Source organism: Pseudomonas sp. SWI44 (assembly GCF_002947915.1).
In the GTDB taxonomy this organism is placed as follows: domain Bacteria; phylum Pseudomonadota; class Gammaproteobacteria; order Pseudomonadales; family Pseudomonadaceae; genus Aquipseudomonas; species Aquipseudomonas taiwanensis.
The window spans coordinates 4,235,134-4,251,049 of sequence record NZ_CP026674.1 but is presented as its reverse complement, the minus strand read 5'-3'; the positions used below and the strand labels follow the sequence as shown (position 1 = coordinate 4,251,049).

At 60.7% G+C, this 15,916-nt stretch carries 17 protein-coding genes and 3 pseudogenes; all 20 read right to left on the bottom strand.

Going from position 1 to position 15,916, the window contains the following annotated elements; all coding sequences use genetic code 11:
* Positions 1-315 precede the first annotated feature (315 nt).
* The 20 genes and pseudogenes from C4Q26_RS20035 to ccmA all read right to left on the bottom strand — a co-directional run bounded on the left by C4Q26_RS20035 (position 316) and on the right by ccmA (position 15,891).
* A complete protein-coding gene (locus C4Q26_RS20035) occupies positions 316-546 on the bottom strand; it encodes a hypothetical protein (protein ID WP_104881422.1) in 231 nt (76 codons plus the stop codon).
* Positions 547-745: 199 nt separating this feature from the next.
* Entirely contained in the window at positions 746-1,120 is a 375-nt protein-coding gene (locus C4Q26_RS20030; protein WP_158664900.1) for a hypothetical protein, read from the bottom strand.
* Between the two features lie 80 nt (positions 1,121-1,200).
* Positions 1,201-3,120 (bottom strand): annotated as a pseudogene (locus C4Q26_RS20025) (RHS repeat-associated core domain-containing protein); the annotation flags it as partial.
* Positions 3,121-3,271: 151 nt separating this feature from the next.
* Entirely contained in the window at positions 3,272-3,886 is a 615-nt protein-coding gene (locus C4Q26_RS28135; protein ID WP_177429839.1) for a hypothetical protein, read from the bottom strand.
* Positions 3,887-3,896: 10 nt separating this feature from the next.
* Positions 3,897-4,190, bottom strand: coding sequence for a hypothetical protein (locus tag C4Q26_RS28130; protein ID WP_177429838.1), 294 nt, complete (start codon positions 4,188-4,190; stop codon positions 3,897-3,899).
* 179 nt (positions 4,191-4,369) lie between these two features.
* Positions 4,370-5,296 (bottom strand): annotated as a pseudogene (locus C4Q26_RS20010) (RHS repeat protein); the annotation flags it as partial.
* A 50-nt stretch (positions 5,297-5,346) separates the two neighbouring features.
* Positions 5,347-5,565: pseudogene (locus C4Q26_RS20005) on the bottom strand (type VI secretion system tip protein VgrG); the annotation flags it as partial.
* A gap of 81 nt (positions 5,566-5,646) precedes the next feature.
* Complete coding sequence (locus C4Q26_RS20000; protein ID WP_023381485.1) at positions 5,647-6,165, bottom strand: Hcp family type VI secretion system effector; 519 nt, start codon at positions 6,163-6,165, stop codon at positions 5,647-5,649.
* Positions 6,166-6,674: 509 nt separating this feature from the next.
* Positions 6,675-7,463 (bottom strand): PhzF family phenazine biosynthesis protein, encoded by a 789-nt coding sequence (locus tag C4Q26_RS19995; RefSeq protein WP_023381486.1) that lies wholly within the window; start codon positions 7,461-7,463, stop codon positions 6,675-6,677.
* A 50-nt stretch (positions 7,464-7,513) separates the two neighbouring features.
* On the bottom strand, positions 7,514-8,452 hold the full coding sequence (locus tag C4Q26_RS19990; RefSeq protein ID WP_027908251.1) for a 2-hydroxyacid dehydrogenase: 939 nt from the start codon (positions 8,450-8,452) through the stop codon (positions 7,514-7,516).
* Between the two features lie 108 nt (positions 8,453-8,560).
* On the bottom strand, positions 8,561-8,977 hold the full coding sequence (locus tag C4Q26_RS19985) for a hypothetical protein (protein ID WP_023381488.1): 417 nt from the start codon (positions 8,975-8,977) through the stop codon (positions 8,561-8,563).
* Between the two features lie 12 nt (positions 8,978-8,989).
* Positions 8,990-10,171 carry a c-type cytochrome biogenesis protein CcmI gene (gene ccmI, locus C4Q26_RS19980; protein WP_023381489.1) on the bottom strand — a complete coding sequence of 394 codons (1,182 nt, stop codon included), beginning with the start codon at positions 10,169-10,171 and terminating at the stop codon, positions 8,990-8,992.
* Complete coding sequence (locus C4Q26_RS19975; RefSeq protein ID WP_023381490.1) at positions 10,164-10,640, bottom strand: cytochrome c-type biogenesis protein; 477 nt, start codon at positions 10,638-10,640, stop codon at positions 10,164-10,166. The genes ccmI and C4Q26_RS19975 overlap by 8 nt, the downstream gene beginning before the upstream one ends.
* Positions 10,637-11,173: a DsbE family thiol:disulfide interchange protein gene (locus C4Q26_RS19970; RefSeq protein WP_023381491.1), complete on the bottom strand. Its 537-nt coding sequence runs from the start codon at positions 11,171-11,173 to the stop codon at positions 10,637-10,639. The genes C4Q26_RS19975 and C4Q26_RS19970 overlap by 4 nt, the downstream gene beginning before the upstream one ends.
* On the bottom strand, positions 11,170-13,143 hold the full coding sequence (locus C4Q26_RS19965) for a heme lyase CcmF/NrfE family subunit (protein WP_177429864.1): 1,974 nt from the start codon (positions 13,141-13,143) through the stop codon (positions 11,170-11,172). Before C4Q26_RS19965 ends, C4Q26_RS19970 begins: the two co-directional genes overlap by 4 nt.
* Positions 13,144-13,154: 11 nt before the next feature.
* Positions 13,155-13,610 (bottom strand): cytochrome c maturation protein CcmE, encoded by a 456-nt coding sequence (gene ccmE, locus C4Q26_RS19960; protein WP_104881413.1) that lies wholly within the window; start codon positions 13,608-13,610, stop codon positions 13,155-13,157.
* Positions 13,607-13,783 carry a heme exporter protein CcmD gene (ccmD, locus tag C4Q26_RS19955; RefSeq protein WP_023381494.1) on the bottom strand — a complete coding sequence of 59 codons (177 nt, stop codon included), beginning with the start codon at positions 13,781-13,783 and terminating at the stop codon, positions 13,607-13,609. Before ccmD ends, ccmE begins: the two co-directional genes overlap by 4 nt.
* Positions 13,783-14,547, bottom strand: coding sequence for a heme ABC transporter permease (locus C4Q26_RS19950; protein WP_023381495.1), 765 nt, complete (start codon positions 14,545-14,547; stop codon positions 13,783-13,785). Before C4Q26_RS19950 ends, ccmD begins: the two co-directional genes overlap by 1 nt.
* 46 nt (positions 14,548-14,593) lie before the next feature.
* On the bottom strand, positions 14,594-15,271 hold the full coding sequence (gene ccmB / locus C4Q26_RS19945) for a heme exporter protein CcmB (protein ID WP_371263234.1): 678 nt from the start codon (positions 15,269-15,271) through the stop codon (positions 14,594-14,596).
* Positions 15,259-15,891 (bottom strand): cytochrome c biogenesis heme-transporting ATPase CcmA, encoded by a 633-nt coding sequence (gene ccmA / locus C4Q26_RS19940; RefSeq protein WP_023381496.1) that lies wholly within the window; start codon positions 15,889-15,891, stop codon positions 15,259-15,261. The genes ccmB and ccmA overlap by 13 nt, the downstream gene beginning before the upstream one ends.
* Between the last annotated feature and the right edge of the window lie 25 nt (positions 15,892-15,916).

The window sequence follows — 15,916 nt, the reverse complement described above, 5'->3', positions numbered from 1 at the left end:
TTTTCCAACCGCCTCCTTTAGCACATGAGAATCAGCGGCCGTTAGCTTTAAGCTTCTTATCTCACCAATCATAACCAGCGCACGATCTAGTGTCCTGTCTCGGAAATACGTTCTCTTTTGGCGAGTGGCCTGGGTGTTCGGCAAAGGCGCCGCGACGAGTCATAGCAGGGCTATGGCGAGGAGTGGCAACGCAGGCCGAAAGCCCAGGACGCCGCCAAAAGTGAACAGCTTATTTCCGAGACAGGACACTAGCGCATCGAGCAACATACCCATCTGCCGAGTGCTGTTTGCATCCTTAAACTCATAATAAGGAATCTACACGCGCGCCTCTACAGTTTTTCTAGCCTTATGACAGCGTTTAACCTCAGGATAGTAAGCTACTAATTCATCAGACATCACAACTGCAATAAAAGTCAGTTTTTCAGCACCGCACTCAAGAACAACACCTTCCAGCAACTTCACCATACCCGGCTTTATTTTATTGCGCGCAACATGCTCCGCATCACCTACGAGCGCATGCAACTCACTGATCATCCCTAGCAACATACCCCCCTCAATAGTCGCCCTTATTTAAAGGCGGCCTATTCCCGCCATTCGCGGCTTTGCACTGTAGAATTTTCTCATGCTGCCAAGCATGCATTTCTCTCTGACTGCCGGTGACCTCCACGCTCATTCTGACATTATTAACTTCGTAAAACTTTTCCGTATACCTACCTATCCTCAAGTATTCAGATACCCTGCATAACTAAACTCCCGCCTTATTCAATATTGCCTTAACCTCTGGGTACCCCGCCAAAAAATCATCACTTCGTAAGAAATCTCGTAGAACTGGATTTGATCGCGCAGCATCAGTTATTGGCACGATCCAATTGGAATCCCCAGTATTAAACACTCGCCCAAGCAAAATCAACGGCCATTCTTTCTCACTCGATCTAGCCAGAAGCCTTTCAAACCCTTTCGAAAGTTCGCTAGCAAACTCTATAGGATCCGACCCGCCCAAGACAATTAACACCCTCTCCTGCACCCCATAATCATCAGCATTAGTGAATGTATCTAGTAGCACACTAATAACCTCTTCATTGGTGCGCCCTTGCACCTCATCGAGAAGTTTGAAAAACATGCTACAGTCTGCCTCGGACTCATAAGGATCAAGTGACTGTAGTTTCTGCTTCCACCTAGAAAGCTCTTGCTCATTCATAATCATTTTTTCACCCAATATCCTTGACACTTGGAGTAAGCCAGCACTTCTTGCATAGCCACATTGTATTTTCTAGGTTGCCCCGATTCGGAAGCCACTCGGCGAACATCCCGGATCTCCATTGCCATAGTTCCTCGCATGTTTTCAGAATTAATCATCTGCTGTATCTCTGCCCTATACGCTTTACCCGCATTACCTTGCCTGCCATGACTACTTGTACGAGCGTGATCACTTGGATCCATTTGGATAGCTGGGCCTTGACTGCGTTTGATAGGACTAACGCTGTCAGCTGGCATATGATGGGACTCAACACCTCTTGTAGTCGTACCGCCATAAGATCCTCCCCGGAAGTTACCTTTACCATCTGGATCTCCCTTCTTCATACGATCGCAAAGGGAGCGTCCAAGGCCTAATGCGTCTGTCCATTGCACAGGGTTCGGAGCATAAGCGAATAGATTTAAACCTCCGGTGTAACTAATGGGGTCCTGACTCACGAACCGCCCAACCCTCGGATCATAGTACCGATAGCGGTTGTAATGCAGCCCGGTCTCATGATCGTGGTACTGCCCCTGGAAGCGAATCGGGTTGCTCATCCCAACCTGCTTGGCCCACTCCGAGCGCACCTCGCGCACGTCACCCCACGCCTTGTACTGCCCCGCCCACGCCACCTCTGCGTGGTGGTCGGTCAGCTCCATCGGCGTGCCGAGATGATCGCACTGGTACCAGGCAATCGCATCGATCGGCTGCGGATTCACTTCGTGTTGCCACAGCGGGTCCTGGTCGATGTCGTATTCGCGTCCACGCCAGTCCGGCTGCCGCAACAGGCGAATCGGTGCCTTGCGCAGGGCCTGCGCAACGGGCACGAAGCTGTCCGGTCCGTACAGGTAATGCACGGTCCGCCCGGTTTCGCCTTCGTCCTGCGGCGGCGAGCTTTCCCAGGCGAGGTTGTCGCCATCCCAGCCGTACAGGGTGTAACCGCAACCCAGTTCGCGCTGGCGCTTGGCGCGTTGCATCTGGTTCCAGCCGCTGCCCGCACGGGGATCGTCGTAGTGATGCGCGGTCGAGTGTTTGTGCAGGCGACGGCCCAGGGCGTCGTAGCTGTACGCGACGCTGAGCTTGCCATCGTCGAAGCGGACCAGACGGTCGAACAGGTCCCAGGTCAGGCGGGCTTTGTCGCCGTTGTGCAGGCGGTGGATGAGGTTGCCGCGTTCGTCGTACTGGTAATGCGTGCCGGCGTACTCGCGCAGCAGGTTGTCCATCAGCTTGTTGCGACGCGGGTCGCTTTCCAGCGGGCGGTTGAGTTCCTGGGTCTTCTGGTCCAGCAGGTTGCCAGCCGGGTCGAAGGCGAAGGTCTCGACACCCAGGCGACTGGTGGCTTGCAGCAGACGGCCCACCGGGTCGTACTGATAGGCCAGGTGACCACGGCGGGTGTCGTGGATGTCGGTCAGCTGGCCGACAGCATCGTATTGATACTGGCGCTTGAGCAACGTGGACTTGCCGTCGTGGCTACCCAGCCATTGCGCCTGCAGGCGACCTGCCGGGTCCCACGCCTGGGTCTGCATCAGCTGGTTGCCCTGATGCCGGACCACCTCACGGTGCAGAGCATCGCGCTCGTAGGCCAGCAGCTCATGCTGGTCAAGGGTCATGCCCAGCACGTGACCGCTGCCATAGGTGAGCGTGCTGACCTTATGGCCATCGGGACGAATCGTCGCCGTGCGCAGGTTCAGCGCGTCGTACTCGTGCTTCCACACCGCGACCATCGGCACAGCGGTCTTGAGGTAGTACTGATGCTCGCGAGTGAGGTTGCCCGCTTCGTCATGGAACCATTGCAGCTTGCTGTCGGCATTGATGGCCTGGATCAGCTTGCCGTTGCCGTCGTAGGCAAAGGTTTCTTCCTGGCGCTGGTCGCCCTGGCGGGCCGAGCCCATTCACTTATAGCCTTGGCGTGGGCGCTGCTGCCATCCCCTTCCAGATTCATGCCGCGATATAGACATGGTACAGCCCACTTGCGGCCAAAAAAACTTGATCGCTAAGTAGTTGGCTACGCCCATCTTACTCTAACCCGCTAAAATATTACCGCAGAGGAATAGGCAACCGCCTTGTCAACGGTCGCAACTGTTCCCTGTCATCCCATAAACCCGGAAATATCTCAAATTTCAAATCATCTCGATTGATTCCAGCATCATAATAGCGCGACAACCTATCAGAGAGATCTTGATCACCCCACATATTTGTCAACTCATGTGCCTCGATAATATCCCGATCATCCCGAACAGAAAGGTCATGCTTTATAACCGGAGCCCCATATGTCTCCGGATTATCTCCCACCCCTACATCTATAAGCTTTCCACCATAGAATGAAAACTTATCACCTCCTCCTTTGAAGTGATCACCATCCGCCACACTGTATGGCTTAATCCAGTATCGTTGCGGGACAACAATATCAGTACCCCATCCTTCGACAGAGAACTTCCTGACACCTAATTTTTTTTGGACCACACTACCTACAAAAACTTGAAATAGCGGCCTAACTTTTCTCCAATCCACATCACTCCATTCATCCTCAGTGCGAAACACATCGAACACACATAAAACTGTCTTACCAACCATATTGGCGACTGTATAAAGCCCACCTCTAACCTGCAGAACTAAAAAATCCCCTACGTTCCACACAATCCGTTTATTCATCTTCACCCCCTCAAATTGCACATACTACTCCACTAATGGCCACCTGCGAATCGAGATGATTCTTGGCAGCGACCGTGTACTCTGTACGACGACCGTTCTTTTCTCCAACTGGATTTTGTCGGTTCGCAGCTCCCTCAAGACCGCCGTTTGCTAGGAAATAATGCTGTTCCAAACCACGAACTGTATCTTTACCATCTTGACCATAACCGCGATATAAAACTTCAGGCGCAGAACCACCAAAACGCTCATAGTTCCCACCATATCTGTATTTGACAACTTCCGGGGCCGACTTATCACCAGGCATACTGGCGTAGCCTACATACGGCTTACCCGTTGCTTGATCAATGGCCTGATAAGTGACATGGGTCGAGTTAGCGGGGTTTCCCGCCAACCCCAGAGGATCAGTCCAGACCGTTGGGTTTACAGTGTATGCATAGAGGTTCAGGCCGCCAGCATAACTAATAGGGTCCTGAGCAATGAACCGCCCAGGCGACTGGTGGCTTGCAGCAGGCGGCCCACCGGGTCGTACTGATAGGCCAGGTGACCACGGCGGGTGTCGTGGATGTCGGTCAGCTGGCCGACGGCATCGTATTGATACTGGCGCTTGGCCATTTCCCCGCCCAGCGCTCGCAGCTGCCCGGTATTGGCCAGCACGCTGTTCTTGATGTCATCGGGCAACAGCTTGCTGGTAGCGCTGTTGGCCATGCCTTTACCAGCCGCCTTGCAGGCGCTGTGCACCGCCCCGAAGAAGTTGCTGATCGCCGCCTTGGGGTCGTTGAGCAACTGGTCGCTGGCGGCTGCCATCTGCTTGCTCGCCGCCGCCTTGTCGCCCTGGGCGTCGAGTTGGCCGAGCACGACTTTCTCCAGGCCCGTGGCAATTTCGCCAGTCACCTTGGTACCCAGATCGCCCGCGTCCTTGAGAATGCCGGCGATCTTTGGCTGTGCCTGGGTCACAAAGTCGTCGAGGGTCCCGGCGATGGTGGCGTTGAGGTGGCCCATCAGCACCGTGATCAGCGAGTCGCCCAGCAGCATCTTGGCGCTGTTGCGCAGCTCCTGGCGGACCAGGAACAAGGTCGGGCGCAAGCTCATGCGGGCGGCGGCCATGGTCGGCGGCGCCGGCAATACGCCGATCAGGTTGATGCCCAGGCTGACCCAGTCGAGCACCTGGCGGTGCTTGCTCTTGACCAGGGTGACCACATCGCCCAGGGCGTCGACCAGGGCCATGATGTTGCCCACCACCGGCAAGGCACCGGCCACGGTCTTGATCCGTTCGAGGGTGACGTAGCCGCTGCTGACCGACTGCAACCAGGCGTCGAAGGCGGCGGCGCCGCGGCCCACGTCCTTGGCGTCGATGGTGTTGAGCGGGGCGACCGCGACTTGCGCTTCGCGTTGCTTGGATTCGCCACTCATGCCAGCACCTCACTGCCCAGCGGGCGCTTGGCCGGGTTGGCGGGAGGGCTCAGGCCGTGCAGGCCACGGCCGGCATCGCCGAGCTGGAGGAAAGCGGGTTTGTGCAGCAGGCGTTCCAGGTCCAGCGAAGGGCGTTCGCTGACCAGCTCGAGGTCAATGGCATAGGCGTGGCTGATGGCTTCCGTGCCGTTGAAGGCGAGGACCTGGAAATCGTGCTCCAGGCCGTCGATGTGCAAGCTGAAATGGGTCTGGTTCGCGGCGGCAAACATCCCTGTCCTCCTTTAGGAAAACGTAGTGAAAACGACCGCAGCCCGCCGCGCGAACGCGGCAGGCAGCGGTGTGATCCAGGTTTAGCCTGCGACCGGAACGCGCCAGTCGTCGGAACCGGAAGTCCCGGAGACCTCGTGGGTCCAGGTGATCTTGCGGTAGGTGAAGTACACGTCTTCCAGGTGGGTGAAGTGGGCGTTGGCCGGGTCCTGGCAGTTGTGCATGTAGTCCTTCATGTCGACGATGATCGCGTCTTCCAGGACGGTGGTGTAGTAGTGCTCCTGGGTGCCGGCGGCCGAGGTGCGGTACCACTTGATCTCGACCTTGGTCATGCGCTCACCGGAGGTCAGGGCCGCCAGCAGCAGTGGCGAGGCCTTGTCGAAGACCTTGGTGATCTTCACCGGTTTGTGCACGCGCTGGCCGGTCGGTTGGCCGGACTGCGGATCACGGGGGATGATCACCTGGTGGTCGAAGCCCTGGACCATCACCTGGTCTTCGTGGCCTTCCTGGTAGGTGTTGCCCACCGAATCGGCGGTGAACGCGCCAGCGGTGATCAGGCCTTGTTTTTCGCCGGTGACGGACATGTACGCGGGTGTTGCCATGGTGCTGCTCTCCTTGCTGTGGATAAGTGCCTTTTTCGGCAGCTAATTGCCGGTCAATCGGGTCTCGATGTGACAAAAGTCGTGCCAACTTGAGGAAAAGCCTTGTAGATCAAGGCCTGCAGCGATCCACGCTGAAAATCGGAGAGCTTTTTCGGAAAAAACCACGGGAAAAGTGCGCAACTTCTTGCGCAGTGGTGTGCAAAAAGTTGCGCAGTTGCCTGTACGCCATATTTCTCAAGGCCTACAGGAATGTATGCACAGGTTTATCCACATTTGAGTGCGCAACTTCTTGCGCAGTTGACTGGAAAGTCAGGTGACAGGAAGCAAGCCAATACGGGTGATCTCGGGAGGGGCGGAGAATGGGACTCTACGAGAGCCCGCACTCCCGACGAACGGCCATCCGAAGGCTGCCGGGTGCCTGCCGGGAAAAAAGCGCCGCCCGCGCGGCGCATCGCGGATAAATCCGCTCAGGGATGGCTTGCACTTTCAGGAACGATGCGGTCTGCCAGTCAGATGAACACGCGACCCTTGAGGTAGAGCGCCGCCCGGCCGCTGATGATCACCCGGCCATTGCCAGGCACTTCACAATGCAGCTGACCCTTGCGTGCCCCGCCCTGCTCGCAGCTCAGACTGGTCTTGCCCAGGCGTTCGGCCCACAACGGCGCCAGCGAGGTGTGGGCCGAACCCGTGACCGGGTCCTCGTTGACTCCGACCCGCGGGCCGAACCATCGAGTGACGAAATCATAGCCACGACCCGGAGCAGTGACAGCGATACCGCGTACATCGAAGGCTGACAATGCGACGAAATCTGGCTTGAGCGGTTCAAGCAGCGAAGCGTCATCGATCATCAGCACGAAATCATCACTGCGGTAAAGCTGCCCCGCTACGTTCAGACCCAGGGCTTGCAGCAAACCTGCGGGGGTGTCCACCGCGACCGGCTGCCTGGCCGGAAAGTCCATCGCCAGCAGTCCGTCGGCGCCACGGCTGACCCGCAGTTCGCCGCTGCGGGTATTGAAGCGCAGCACTTGTGCCTGTTCGCCCAATTGCTCGAACAGCACATAGGCCGACGCTAGCGTGGCATGCCCGCACAGATCGACCTCGACCGCCGGGGTGAACCAACGCAGGTCGTACGTCTCGCCATTGCGGACGAAGTAAGCGGTTTCGGATAGGTTGTTCTCTTCGGCAATGCGTTGGAGCCTGTCGTCCGGCAGCCAGCTATCCAGCGGAATCACCGCCGCTGGGTTGCCCCCGAAAGGCTCAGCACTGAAGGCATCGACCTGGAATATCTCGAGTTGCATCAAACACTCCTTGAGGCCCGGTCACCGCCGGGCGGAATCGAAAGCGAAGGTTACTGGCGCACCGGCGTCAGCACGGGCTCGCCGGCAAAGAAGGCCTGCAGGTTGCGCAATACCAGGGACACAGTATCCCGCGCGGCCTCCGGCGACTGGCCAGCTACATGGGGCGTCAGCACGGTGTTGCCGAGGGCCTTGAGCGCATCGGGCACGGCAGGCTCGTCATCGAACACGTCCAGCGCGGCACCGGCGATCTGCCCGCGCTCGAGTGCTGCGACCAAGGCCTGGGTATCCACCACACTGGCACGGGCGATGTTAACCAGGTAGCCCTCGGCCCCCAGCGCCTCCAGCACCTGGGCATCGACCAGGTGTCGGGTAGTGGCGCCCCCCGGCGTGGCGACCACCAAAATGTCCACGTCCCGGGCCAGGCTCAGTGGGCTGTCGAACCAGGCGTAGGGCACGTCCTGGCGAGCCGTGCGGCTGTGGTAGCTGATGCTCATGTCAAAGCCCAGGTGGGCACGCTTGGCAATCGCTTGCCCGACTGCACCGAGACCGAGGATGCCCAGGCGTTTGCCACTGACCGAGGGGCTGATTACCCGGTTCCATTCGCCTCGGCGGGTACCGGCGTCGGCGCGAGGGATATCGCGCAGCAGCGCCAGCAGCATGGCCAAGGTATGGTCGGCGACTGCCGTGGCGTTGGCTCCGGCGCCATTGGTGACGGTAATACCACGCGCGGCGGCGGCGGCCAGGTCGACCTGCTCATAGCCGGCACCGATCACGCAGATGATCCGCAGCTGGTGTAGCGTGTCGATCTCGGCGGCGGTCAAGCCAAGCGGGCCACGGGTGAGTACCGCGTCGATCTCATGGGCATGGTTGGCGATGGCATCGGCACGTAGCGAGGGCGACGGGGCTCGGATCAGCCGATAGCCTGCCTCTTCCAGCAAAGGCAGGTAATCGTCGACGGTCTCCACCAGTACCAGAACTGTTTTGCTCATGCCGCCTCCGAGTTCGTTCGAAGGGGCATTATGCGGAGTTACCGTACAGTACAGTCAATCGATAAATCGAGGTTCAACTGTACTGTAATGGTGGTTTGCCCCAAGGGCCTATTGGGCGAATGCCCTGCCAAGACCGCCGGGCACACCACTGCTGTCGGTTTCCTGCCACGGCCCATCAGGGCTCAGCGACCAGCTCCAGCCCCCATCCCAGCGGTAATAGGTGCGCTGTCTGTAGAAGGTATTAGGTTTTTTCTCTAGCACGTATACACCCAGTTTCGGGTCCCAGTGGCTGGCACCGCCCGGTGGCGGCGCGAAGCTCGCGGAGGTGCGCGGCATCGGTTTGGGTATCGACGCCGGCTTGCTCGGCTGGGTAGACGGTCGACTACCCGGCAATGGCTTTACCGCCGGCCCCTGGTGCGGCGGCGTCTCGATGCGAGGTTCGGGCTGCTCGTACGGCTCGTGCACCGTACACGCAGACAAACCCAGGGCCAGGGTGATCAGGGTCAGGCGGACGGTGCTGTGCATGGCGTGGTTCTCTTACAAATCGGGGCTGTCGATGATCAGGTGCTGGGTAGCCTGGGTGCCTTTGGCCAATGGCGCGCCTTGGCCGATCCACTCGCCGCGGGTCGGTTGGCCGGCACGTGAGACACGGGCAACCAGTTTGACTTCGGCAAAGTCGGACAGTTTCATCTGCGGCATCATCGCATCGGCGTCGGACAACTCCACTTCGATCGGTAACTGCGCGACCGTCACCCGCTTGGCCGCCAGAGGCATCGGTGGGCCGTTCAGGGCACGGGCGAAGATGAACACCGTGTCGTCAGGCTTGACCTTGTCCTTGAGCGCAGCCGCCAGCTCCACACGCACTTTCACCCGTGCTGCCACGGGTGCGGCGGGCTTGCCACCGAGCCGCTCGGCGGCGCGGTCGATGCCGCCCTGCAGAGCCGCGCGCGAGGCATCACCCTCCGGCAACAGGGCAAGCAGTCGCTGCCAGTAGTCGATGGCTTCCTGGTAGCGCTCGCCCTCGAACGCCGCGATGCCTCGCAGGCCCAGGCTGGTCACTTCCTTCGGATCGGCTTGCAGTGCTTCGTCGGTAAGCGCCTGCAATGGCGCGCTCCATTGCTTGTCGGCGGCAAAGTACAGCGCCTGGGCCCACTGGCCGAGCAACTCGGGCTGGCGCCCGGCCAAGGCTACGGCACGCTCGAAGGTACGCGCTGCATCGGCTGGGCGCTGCTCGGCCATATAGGAACGGCCCAGAAAGTACAGGCCCTCGGCAGAGTCTGGCTGGGCCTGGACAGCGCGCTCCAGGCGCGAGGTCATCTCTTGCAAGGTCTTGGGCGCCTCGGCGAACTCCTCGGTCAACTCGACCTTGTCCGCTGCACCAAAGTGCAGGTACAGCCCCAATGCCATTACGGGAACAAGTACCGCCGCCAGCAACGGCAAGGCTTTGCCCAGATAGCCCTGACGCTGCGCCTCGCCACCTTCGGTGTCAGCCAGCAGTTCACGGGCCGCTTCGTCACGCCCACTGGCCAACTGCGCTTCATCGAGCACACCGGCCGCCTGCTGGGCAGCCAGTTCGGCGACCCGTTCCTGATACAGGGCCACGTTCAGTGCGGTACGGTCTTCTTCCTGCTGGCGACGGCGGCCACGCAGGATCGGAATCAGCAAGAAGCCGAGGGCGGCGAGCAGCAGCAGGCCCGCACTAAGCCAGAATTCAGTCATGGGTCTGTTCTTTATCCAGCAGTTTGGCGAGACGCTCGCGTTCTTCGACGGACAGCTCCTTGGCACCCTGCGCGGCAGGGTCACGGCGTCGACGGACCATCACCGCCAATACCACGAAGCCACCGGCCAGCAGAATCCCAGGGCCAAACCACAGCAGCCAGGTCCGCCCACTGAGCGCCGGCTTATAGCGCACGAAATCGCCATAGCGGTCGACCATGAAGTCAATGATCTGCTGGTTGCTCTTGCCCTCGCCCAGCATGCGGAAGATTTCGCGGCGCAGGTCAGCGGCAATCGGTGCGTTGGAGTCGGCGATGTCCTGGTTCTGGCATTTGGGGCAGCGCAATTCCTTGGTCAGTTGCTGGTAACGCTCGCGCTCTGCCTCATCGCGGAACTGGTAGGTGTCGATGGCCGCCTTGGCCACGCCGGCCAGGCTCATGCCCAGCACGGCGGCTGCAAGCCAGCGCCTCATGGCTTGGCCTCATCGACCAGCCCTTGATACAGCGGCGCCAGTTGCTCACGCCAGACCGTGGCGTCGACGACACCGACGTGCTTGTAGCGGATGATGCCCTGGGCATCGATCAGGAAGGTTTCCGGTGCGCCATACACACCAAGGTCCAGCCCCAGCGTGCCCTGCTGGTCACGGATATCGAGCTGGTAAGGGTTGTGGAACTCCGCCAGCCACTTCTGCGCGGCGGCATTGTCGTCCTTGTAGTTGACCCCATGGATCACCACACCCTGCTGGGCCAGTTGGTTCAGGTACGGGTGCTCGACCTTGCACGATGGGCACCAGGTCGCCCAGACGTTGACCAGCGCCGGGCGGCCAAGCAGATCGGCCTGGGTGAGATTGCGATCGCCTTGCACCGAGGCGAGGGAGAACGCCGGGAACGGCTTGCCGATCATCGCCGAAGGCAGCTCGTCGGGCTTGAGGAACAGCCCCTTGTAGAGAAACACCGCCACCAGCAGGAACACCGCCAGGGGTACTACCATGATCCAACGCTTCATACAGCTGCTCCAGACACGCCCAGGACATCACGCACCCGGGTCTTGACCTTGACGCGGTAACGTCGGTCCAGGGCCGCCAGCAATCCGCCCAGACCGGTCAGCAGACCGCCCAGCCAGATCCAGCGGACGTAAGGCTTGATGTGCACACGCACGGCCCAGGCGCCGTTCTCCAGCGGCTCGCCCAAGGCAACGTACAGGTCACGGGTGAAACCGGCATCGATACCGGCTTCGGTCATCATCGACTGCTGCACGGTATACAGGCGCTTTTCAGGGTGCAGCGTGGTGATCTCGCGGCCCTCGCGGGACACCACCACCGTACCCTTGTCGGAGATGAAGTTAGGGCCCTCGAAGTGCTTGGCGCCCTGGAAAAGGAAGTGATAACCGCCCAGCTCGATGCTCTCGCCCGGAGCCATGCGCAGGTCGCGCTCGGCGCTGTTGTTGCTCGACAGCACCACGCCCAGGGCGCAGACCGCCAGGCCCAGGTGCGCCAGCTGCATGCCCCAATAGCTGCGGCTCAGGCCGCGCATGCCCTTGACCAGGCCTTTGTGACGGGTCTTGTCGACGATATCGCGCAGGCCAGCCAGCACAACCCAGGACGCCAGGGCGAAGGCGCTCAAGGTCGGCCAGTCGAAGTCGTCGACGATCAGGCCCGCAACCGGTGCAAGCACTGCGCTGCCGATCAACACCGGGGTCATCATGCTGACCAGCCACGTGCCAGGGGTGTCCTTCCAACGCACCACCACGCCGACGCCGAGCACCACCATCAGCAACGCCATCAAGGGCAGGAACAAGGCATCGAAGTAAGGGGGGCCGACCGATAGCTTGGCCCCGGTCAGCGCGTCGAGCACCAGGGGGTACAAGGTACCCAGCAGGATCATCGAGGCTGCCACCACCAGAATCAGGTTATTGGCCAACAGCAATGTCTCGCGCGACCATAGGGCAAAGCCGACCTGGCTTTTCACCACCGGTGCGCGCAGGGCGAACAGGGTCAGCGAACCGCCGACCACGCACAGCAGGAAGATCAGGATGAACACGCCTCGGGACGGGTCGGCGGCGAAGGCATGCACCGAGGTCAGCACCCCGGAACGGACCAGGAAGGTTCCCAACAGGCTCAGGGAGAACGCGGCGATGGCCAGCAGTACCGTCCAGCTTTTGAAGACACCACGTTTTTCGGTCACCGCCAGCGAATGGATCAGCGCCGTACCCACCAGCCACGGCATGAACGAGGCATTCTCCACCGGGTCCCAGAACCACCAGCCGCCCCAGCCCAACTCGTAGTAGGCCCACCACGATCCCAGGGTGATACCCACCCCGAGAAACGCCCAGGCAACGATGGTCCAGGGCCGCGACCAGCGTGCCCAGGCCGCATCGAGACGGCCACCCAGCAGAGCGGCAATGGCGAAGGCGAATGCCACCGAGAAGCCGACATAGCCCATGTACAGCATCGGCGGATGGACGATCAGGCCGAAGTCCTGCAGCAACGGGTTGAGGTCGCGTCCGTCGGTCGGCACCTGCGGCAGCAGACGCTGGAAAGGGTTGGAGGTGATGATCAGGAATGACAGGAAACCGACGCTGATCATGCCCATCACCGCCAGTACCCGGGCCAGCATCACGTGCGGCAGTTGCCGCGAGAACACCGATACGGCAAAGGTCCAGCCACCGAGAATCAGCGCCCACAACAGCAACGAGCCCTCATGGGCACCCCACACCGCGCTGAACTTGTAGTACCAGGGCAAGGCACTGTTGGAGTTGCTGGCCACATAGGCGACCGAGAAATTGTCGGTCATGAAGGCGTGGGTCAGGCAGGCGAAAGCGAACGCCAGAAACGCGAACTGCCCCCAGGCCGCCGGGCGCGCCAGGCTCATCCACAGGCTGTCGCCACGCCAGGCCCCCAACAACGGCACACTGGCCTGCACGACGGCGAAGCAGATCGCCAGGATCATCGACAATTGTCCCAGCTCAGGGATCACCAACGCCGCATTCATGGCTTGGACTCCGCACCAGTGGCGGCCTGGCCGCTTTCCTTCAGTGCCTTGGTGACTTCCGGCGGCATGTATTTCTCATCGTGCTTGGCCAACACCTCGTCGGCCACCACCACACCGTCGGCATTGAGCTTGCCCAGGGCAACGATGCCCTGCCCTTCGCGGAACAGGTCAGGCAGGATGCCGCGGTAGGTGATCGGCACCGACTTGTTGAAATCGGTGACCACGAAACGTACGTCCAGCGAGTCGGACGAACGCTGCACCGAGCCTTTTTCCACCATGCCACCGGCACGGATGCGTGTGTCCAGCGGTGCTTCGCCGTTGGCGATCTGGGTCGGTGTATAGAACAGGTTGATGTTCTGCTGCAGGGCGCTCAAGGCAAAGCCGACGGCAACGCCGACACCGACCAGCAGGCCGAGGATAAGCAACAGGCGTTTCTTGCGCTGCGGATTCACTGGTTGTTCTCCCGGCGCAGACGGCGCGCCTCTTCTTGCAGGTAGCGGCGACGGGCCAGCAAGGGCATGGCGACATTGACCGCCAGCACCGCCATGCAGATGCCGTATGCCGACCAGACGTACAGGGCATGATGACCCATGGCGAGGAAGTCGCCGAATGAAGCAAAGCTCATCACGCCACCCTCCGACCCAGGCTGTTCAGGACTTCTTCACGTACCCAACTGGCCCGCGCCTCGCGCTTGAGCACTTCCAGGCGCATGCGCAGCAGCAGCACGGCACCGAAGAAGCAGTAGAAGCCCAGCGCCGTGAGCAACAGGGGCAACCACATCTCGGCGGGCATCGCCGGTTTTTCCGTCAGGGTGAAGGTGGCGCCCTGGTGCAGGGTGTTCCACCACTCCACCGAGTACTTGATGATCGGGATGTTCACCACTCCGACAATGGCCAGCACCGCGCACGCCTTGGCCGCGCTGTCACGGTTACTGATCGCCTGGCCGAGGGCGATGATGCCGAAGTACAGGAACAGCAGGATGAGCATCGACGTCAGCCGCGCATCCCACACCCACCAGCTACCCCAGGTCGGCTTGCCCCAGATGGCCCCAGTAACCAGCGCCACGGCGGTCATCCAGGCGCCAATGGGGGCTGCGCACTGCAGCGCGACATCGGCCAGCTTCATCTTCCACACCAGCCCCACTACCCCGGCCACTGCCAACAGCACGTAGCAGGACTGCGCCAGCATGGCCGCCGGTACATGGATATAGATGATGCGGAAGCTGTTGCCTTGCTGGTAATCCTGCGGGGCGAAGGCCAATCCCCAGATCACGCCGGTGACCAGCAGCAAGATGGCGGAGACGGTCAGCCACGGCAGCATTCGACCGCTGATGGCATAGAACCATTTTGGGGAGCCCAGCTTGTGGAACCACGTCCAGCTTATTTTCATCAGGGTACATCCAGGGTGTTTGCCGGGCTTGAAAGCCCGGGACTCGTTATTCGCCGACGCTGATCTTGAGGCCGGCGGCGATCGCAAAGGGTGCCAATGTCACTGCCAGGGCAGTCAGGCTGGCAAGCCAGAGCAGATGGCCGGTTGCCGGCATATTCTGCAACGCCGCTTGCAACGCACCACTGCCCAGGATCAATACTGGGATATACAACGGAAGAATCAGCAACGCCAGCAGCAAACCACCTCGCTTGAGCCCGACGGTCAAGGCAGCCCCCACCGCGCCCAGCAGGCTCAGCACGGGAGTACCCAGCAGCAGAGAACCCAGCAGCACAGGCAGGCAGTGGCTCGGCAGGCCCAGCATCAACGCCAGCAGTGGCGCCAACAATACCAGCGCCAACCCAGAAAAGATCCAGTGCGCCAGTACCTTGGCCAGCACCAGCATGGCCAGGGGATGCGGCGACAACACCCATTGCTCCAGCGAGCCATCCTCGAAATCGCTGCGGAACAGGCCATCGAGCGACAGCAACACCGCCAGCAGCGCCGCGACCCAGACCAGACCTGGCGACAAGGTTTGCAACAATTGGCTTTCAGGGCCTACCGCCAGCGGAAACAGCGCCACGACGATGGCGAAGAACACCAGCGGGTTGGCCAACTCGGCCGGGCGGCGAAACAGCAGACGCGCTTCTCGGCGCAACAACAGGATGAATACACTCATGCCGCCCATTGCCCCAGGTTCAGTTCTCGGTAGCCGGAGGGTTTGCGCTCCAGGGTGTGGTGAGTGGTGAGCACCACTGTACCGCCCTGCTCGCAATGGGCCGCAAGGTGCGCCTCCAGTTGCGCCACGCCCTGCTTGTCCAAAGCCGTGAAGGGTTCGTCGAGAATCCACAGCGCTGGGCTGTCGAGGTACAACCGTGCCAGGGCCACACGCCGCTGCTGCCCTGCGGACAGGGTATGGCAGGGCACGTCTTCGAAACCGCGCAGGCCGACGGCCTCCAGCGCATTCCAGATGGCCTCCTCGCTGGCCGGTCGGTGCAAGGCGCACAACCAGGTGAGGTTTTCCTCGGCGGTCAGCAGGTCCTTGATACCAGCGGCGTGACCAATCCACAACAGAATGCTGGCCAAGGCATGGCGCTGCTCGGCCAATGGCTTGCCACCCAGCAGAATCTGCCCGGCAGTAGGCTGCATCAGCCCGGCCAGCAGGCGCAGCAGGCTGGTCTTACCGCTGCCGTTGGGGCCGCTGATCTGCAGCATGTCGCCAGGCCGCAGTTCGAAATGCAGGTGCTCGAACAGCAGGCGCAGGTCGCGCTCGCAGGCAAGGCCCACGGCTTGGAGGTGAAGGGTCACAGGTTCGCCTTATCCAGTTTCGGGA

Bases quoted from the DNA above. Each gene is read 5' to 3' on its own strand.
- ccmB (WP_371263234.1), bottom strand. From the start codon at position 15,271: ATGGGCGGCATGAGTGTATTCATCCTGTTGTTGCGCCGAGAAGCGCGT.
- ccmI (WP_023381489.1), bottom strand. From the start codon at position 10,171: ATGACTGAATTCTGGCTTAGTGCGGGCCTGCTGCTGCTCGCCGCCCTC.
- C4Q26_RS19975 (WP_023381490.1), bottom strand. From the start codon at position 10,640: ATGAGGCGCTGGCTTGCAGCCGCCGTGCTGGGCATGAGCCTGGCCGGC.
- C4Q26_RS19995 (WP_023381486.1), bottom strand. From the start codon at position 7,463: ATGCAACTCGAGATATTCCAGGTCGATGCCTTCAGTGCTGAGCCTTTC.
- C4Q26_RS19970 (WP_023381491.1), bottom strand. From the start codon at position 11,173: ATGAAGCGTTGGATCATGGTAGTACCCCTGGCGGTGTTCCTGCTGGTG.
- ccmD (WP_023381494.1), bottom strand. From the start codon at position 13,783: ATGAGCTTTGCTTCATTCGGCGACTTCCTCGCCATGGGTCATCATGCC.
- C4Q26_RS20030 (WP_158664900.1), bottom strand. From the start codon at position 1,120: ATGTTTTTCAAACTTCTCGATGAGGTGCAAGGGCGCACCAATGAAGAG.
- C4Q26_RS19990 (WP_027908251.1), bottom strand. From the start codon at position 8,452: ATGAGCAAAACAGTTCTGGTACTGGTGGAGACCGTCGACGATTACCTG.
- C4Q26_RS19985 (WP_023381488.1), bottom strand. From the start codon at position 8,977: ATGCACAGCACCGTCCGCCTGACCCTGATCACCCTGGCCCTGGGTTTG.
- C4Q26_RS20035 (WP_104881422.1), bottom strand. From the start codon at position 546: ATGTTGCTAGGGATGATCAGTGAGTTGCATGCGCTCGTAGGTGATGCG.
- C4Q26_RS28135 (WP_177429839.1), bottom strand. From the start codon at position 3,886: ATGAATAAACGGATTGTGTGGAACGTAGGGGATTTTTTAGTTCTGCAG.
- C4Q26_RS20000 (WP_023381485.1), bottom strand. From the start codon at position 6,165: ATGGCAACACCCGCGTACATGTCCGTCACCGGCGAAAAACAAGGCCTG.
- C4Q26_RS19950 (WP_023381495.1), bottom strand. From the start codon at position 14,547: ATGAAAATAAGCTGGACGTGGTTCCACAAGCTGGGCTCCCCAAAATGG.
- C4Q26_RS28130 (WP_177429838.1), bottom strand. From the start codon at position 4,190: ATGCCTGGTGATAAGTCGGCCCCGGAAGTTGTCAAATACAGATATGGT.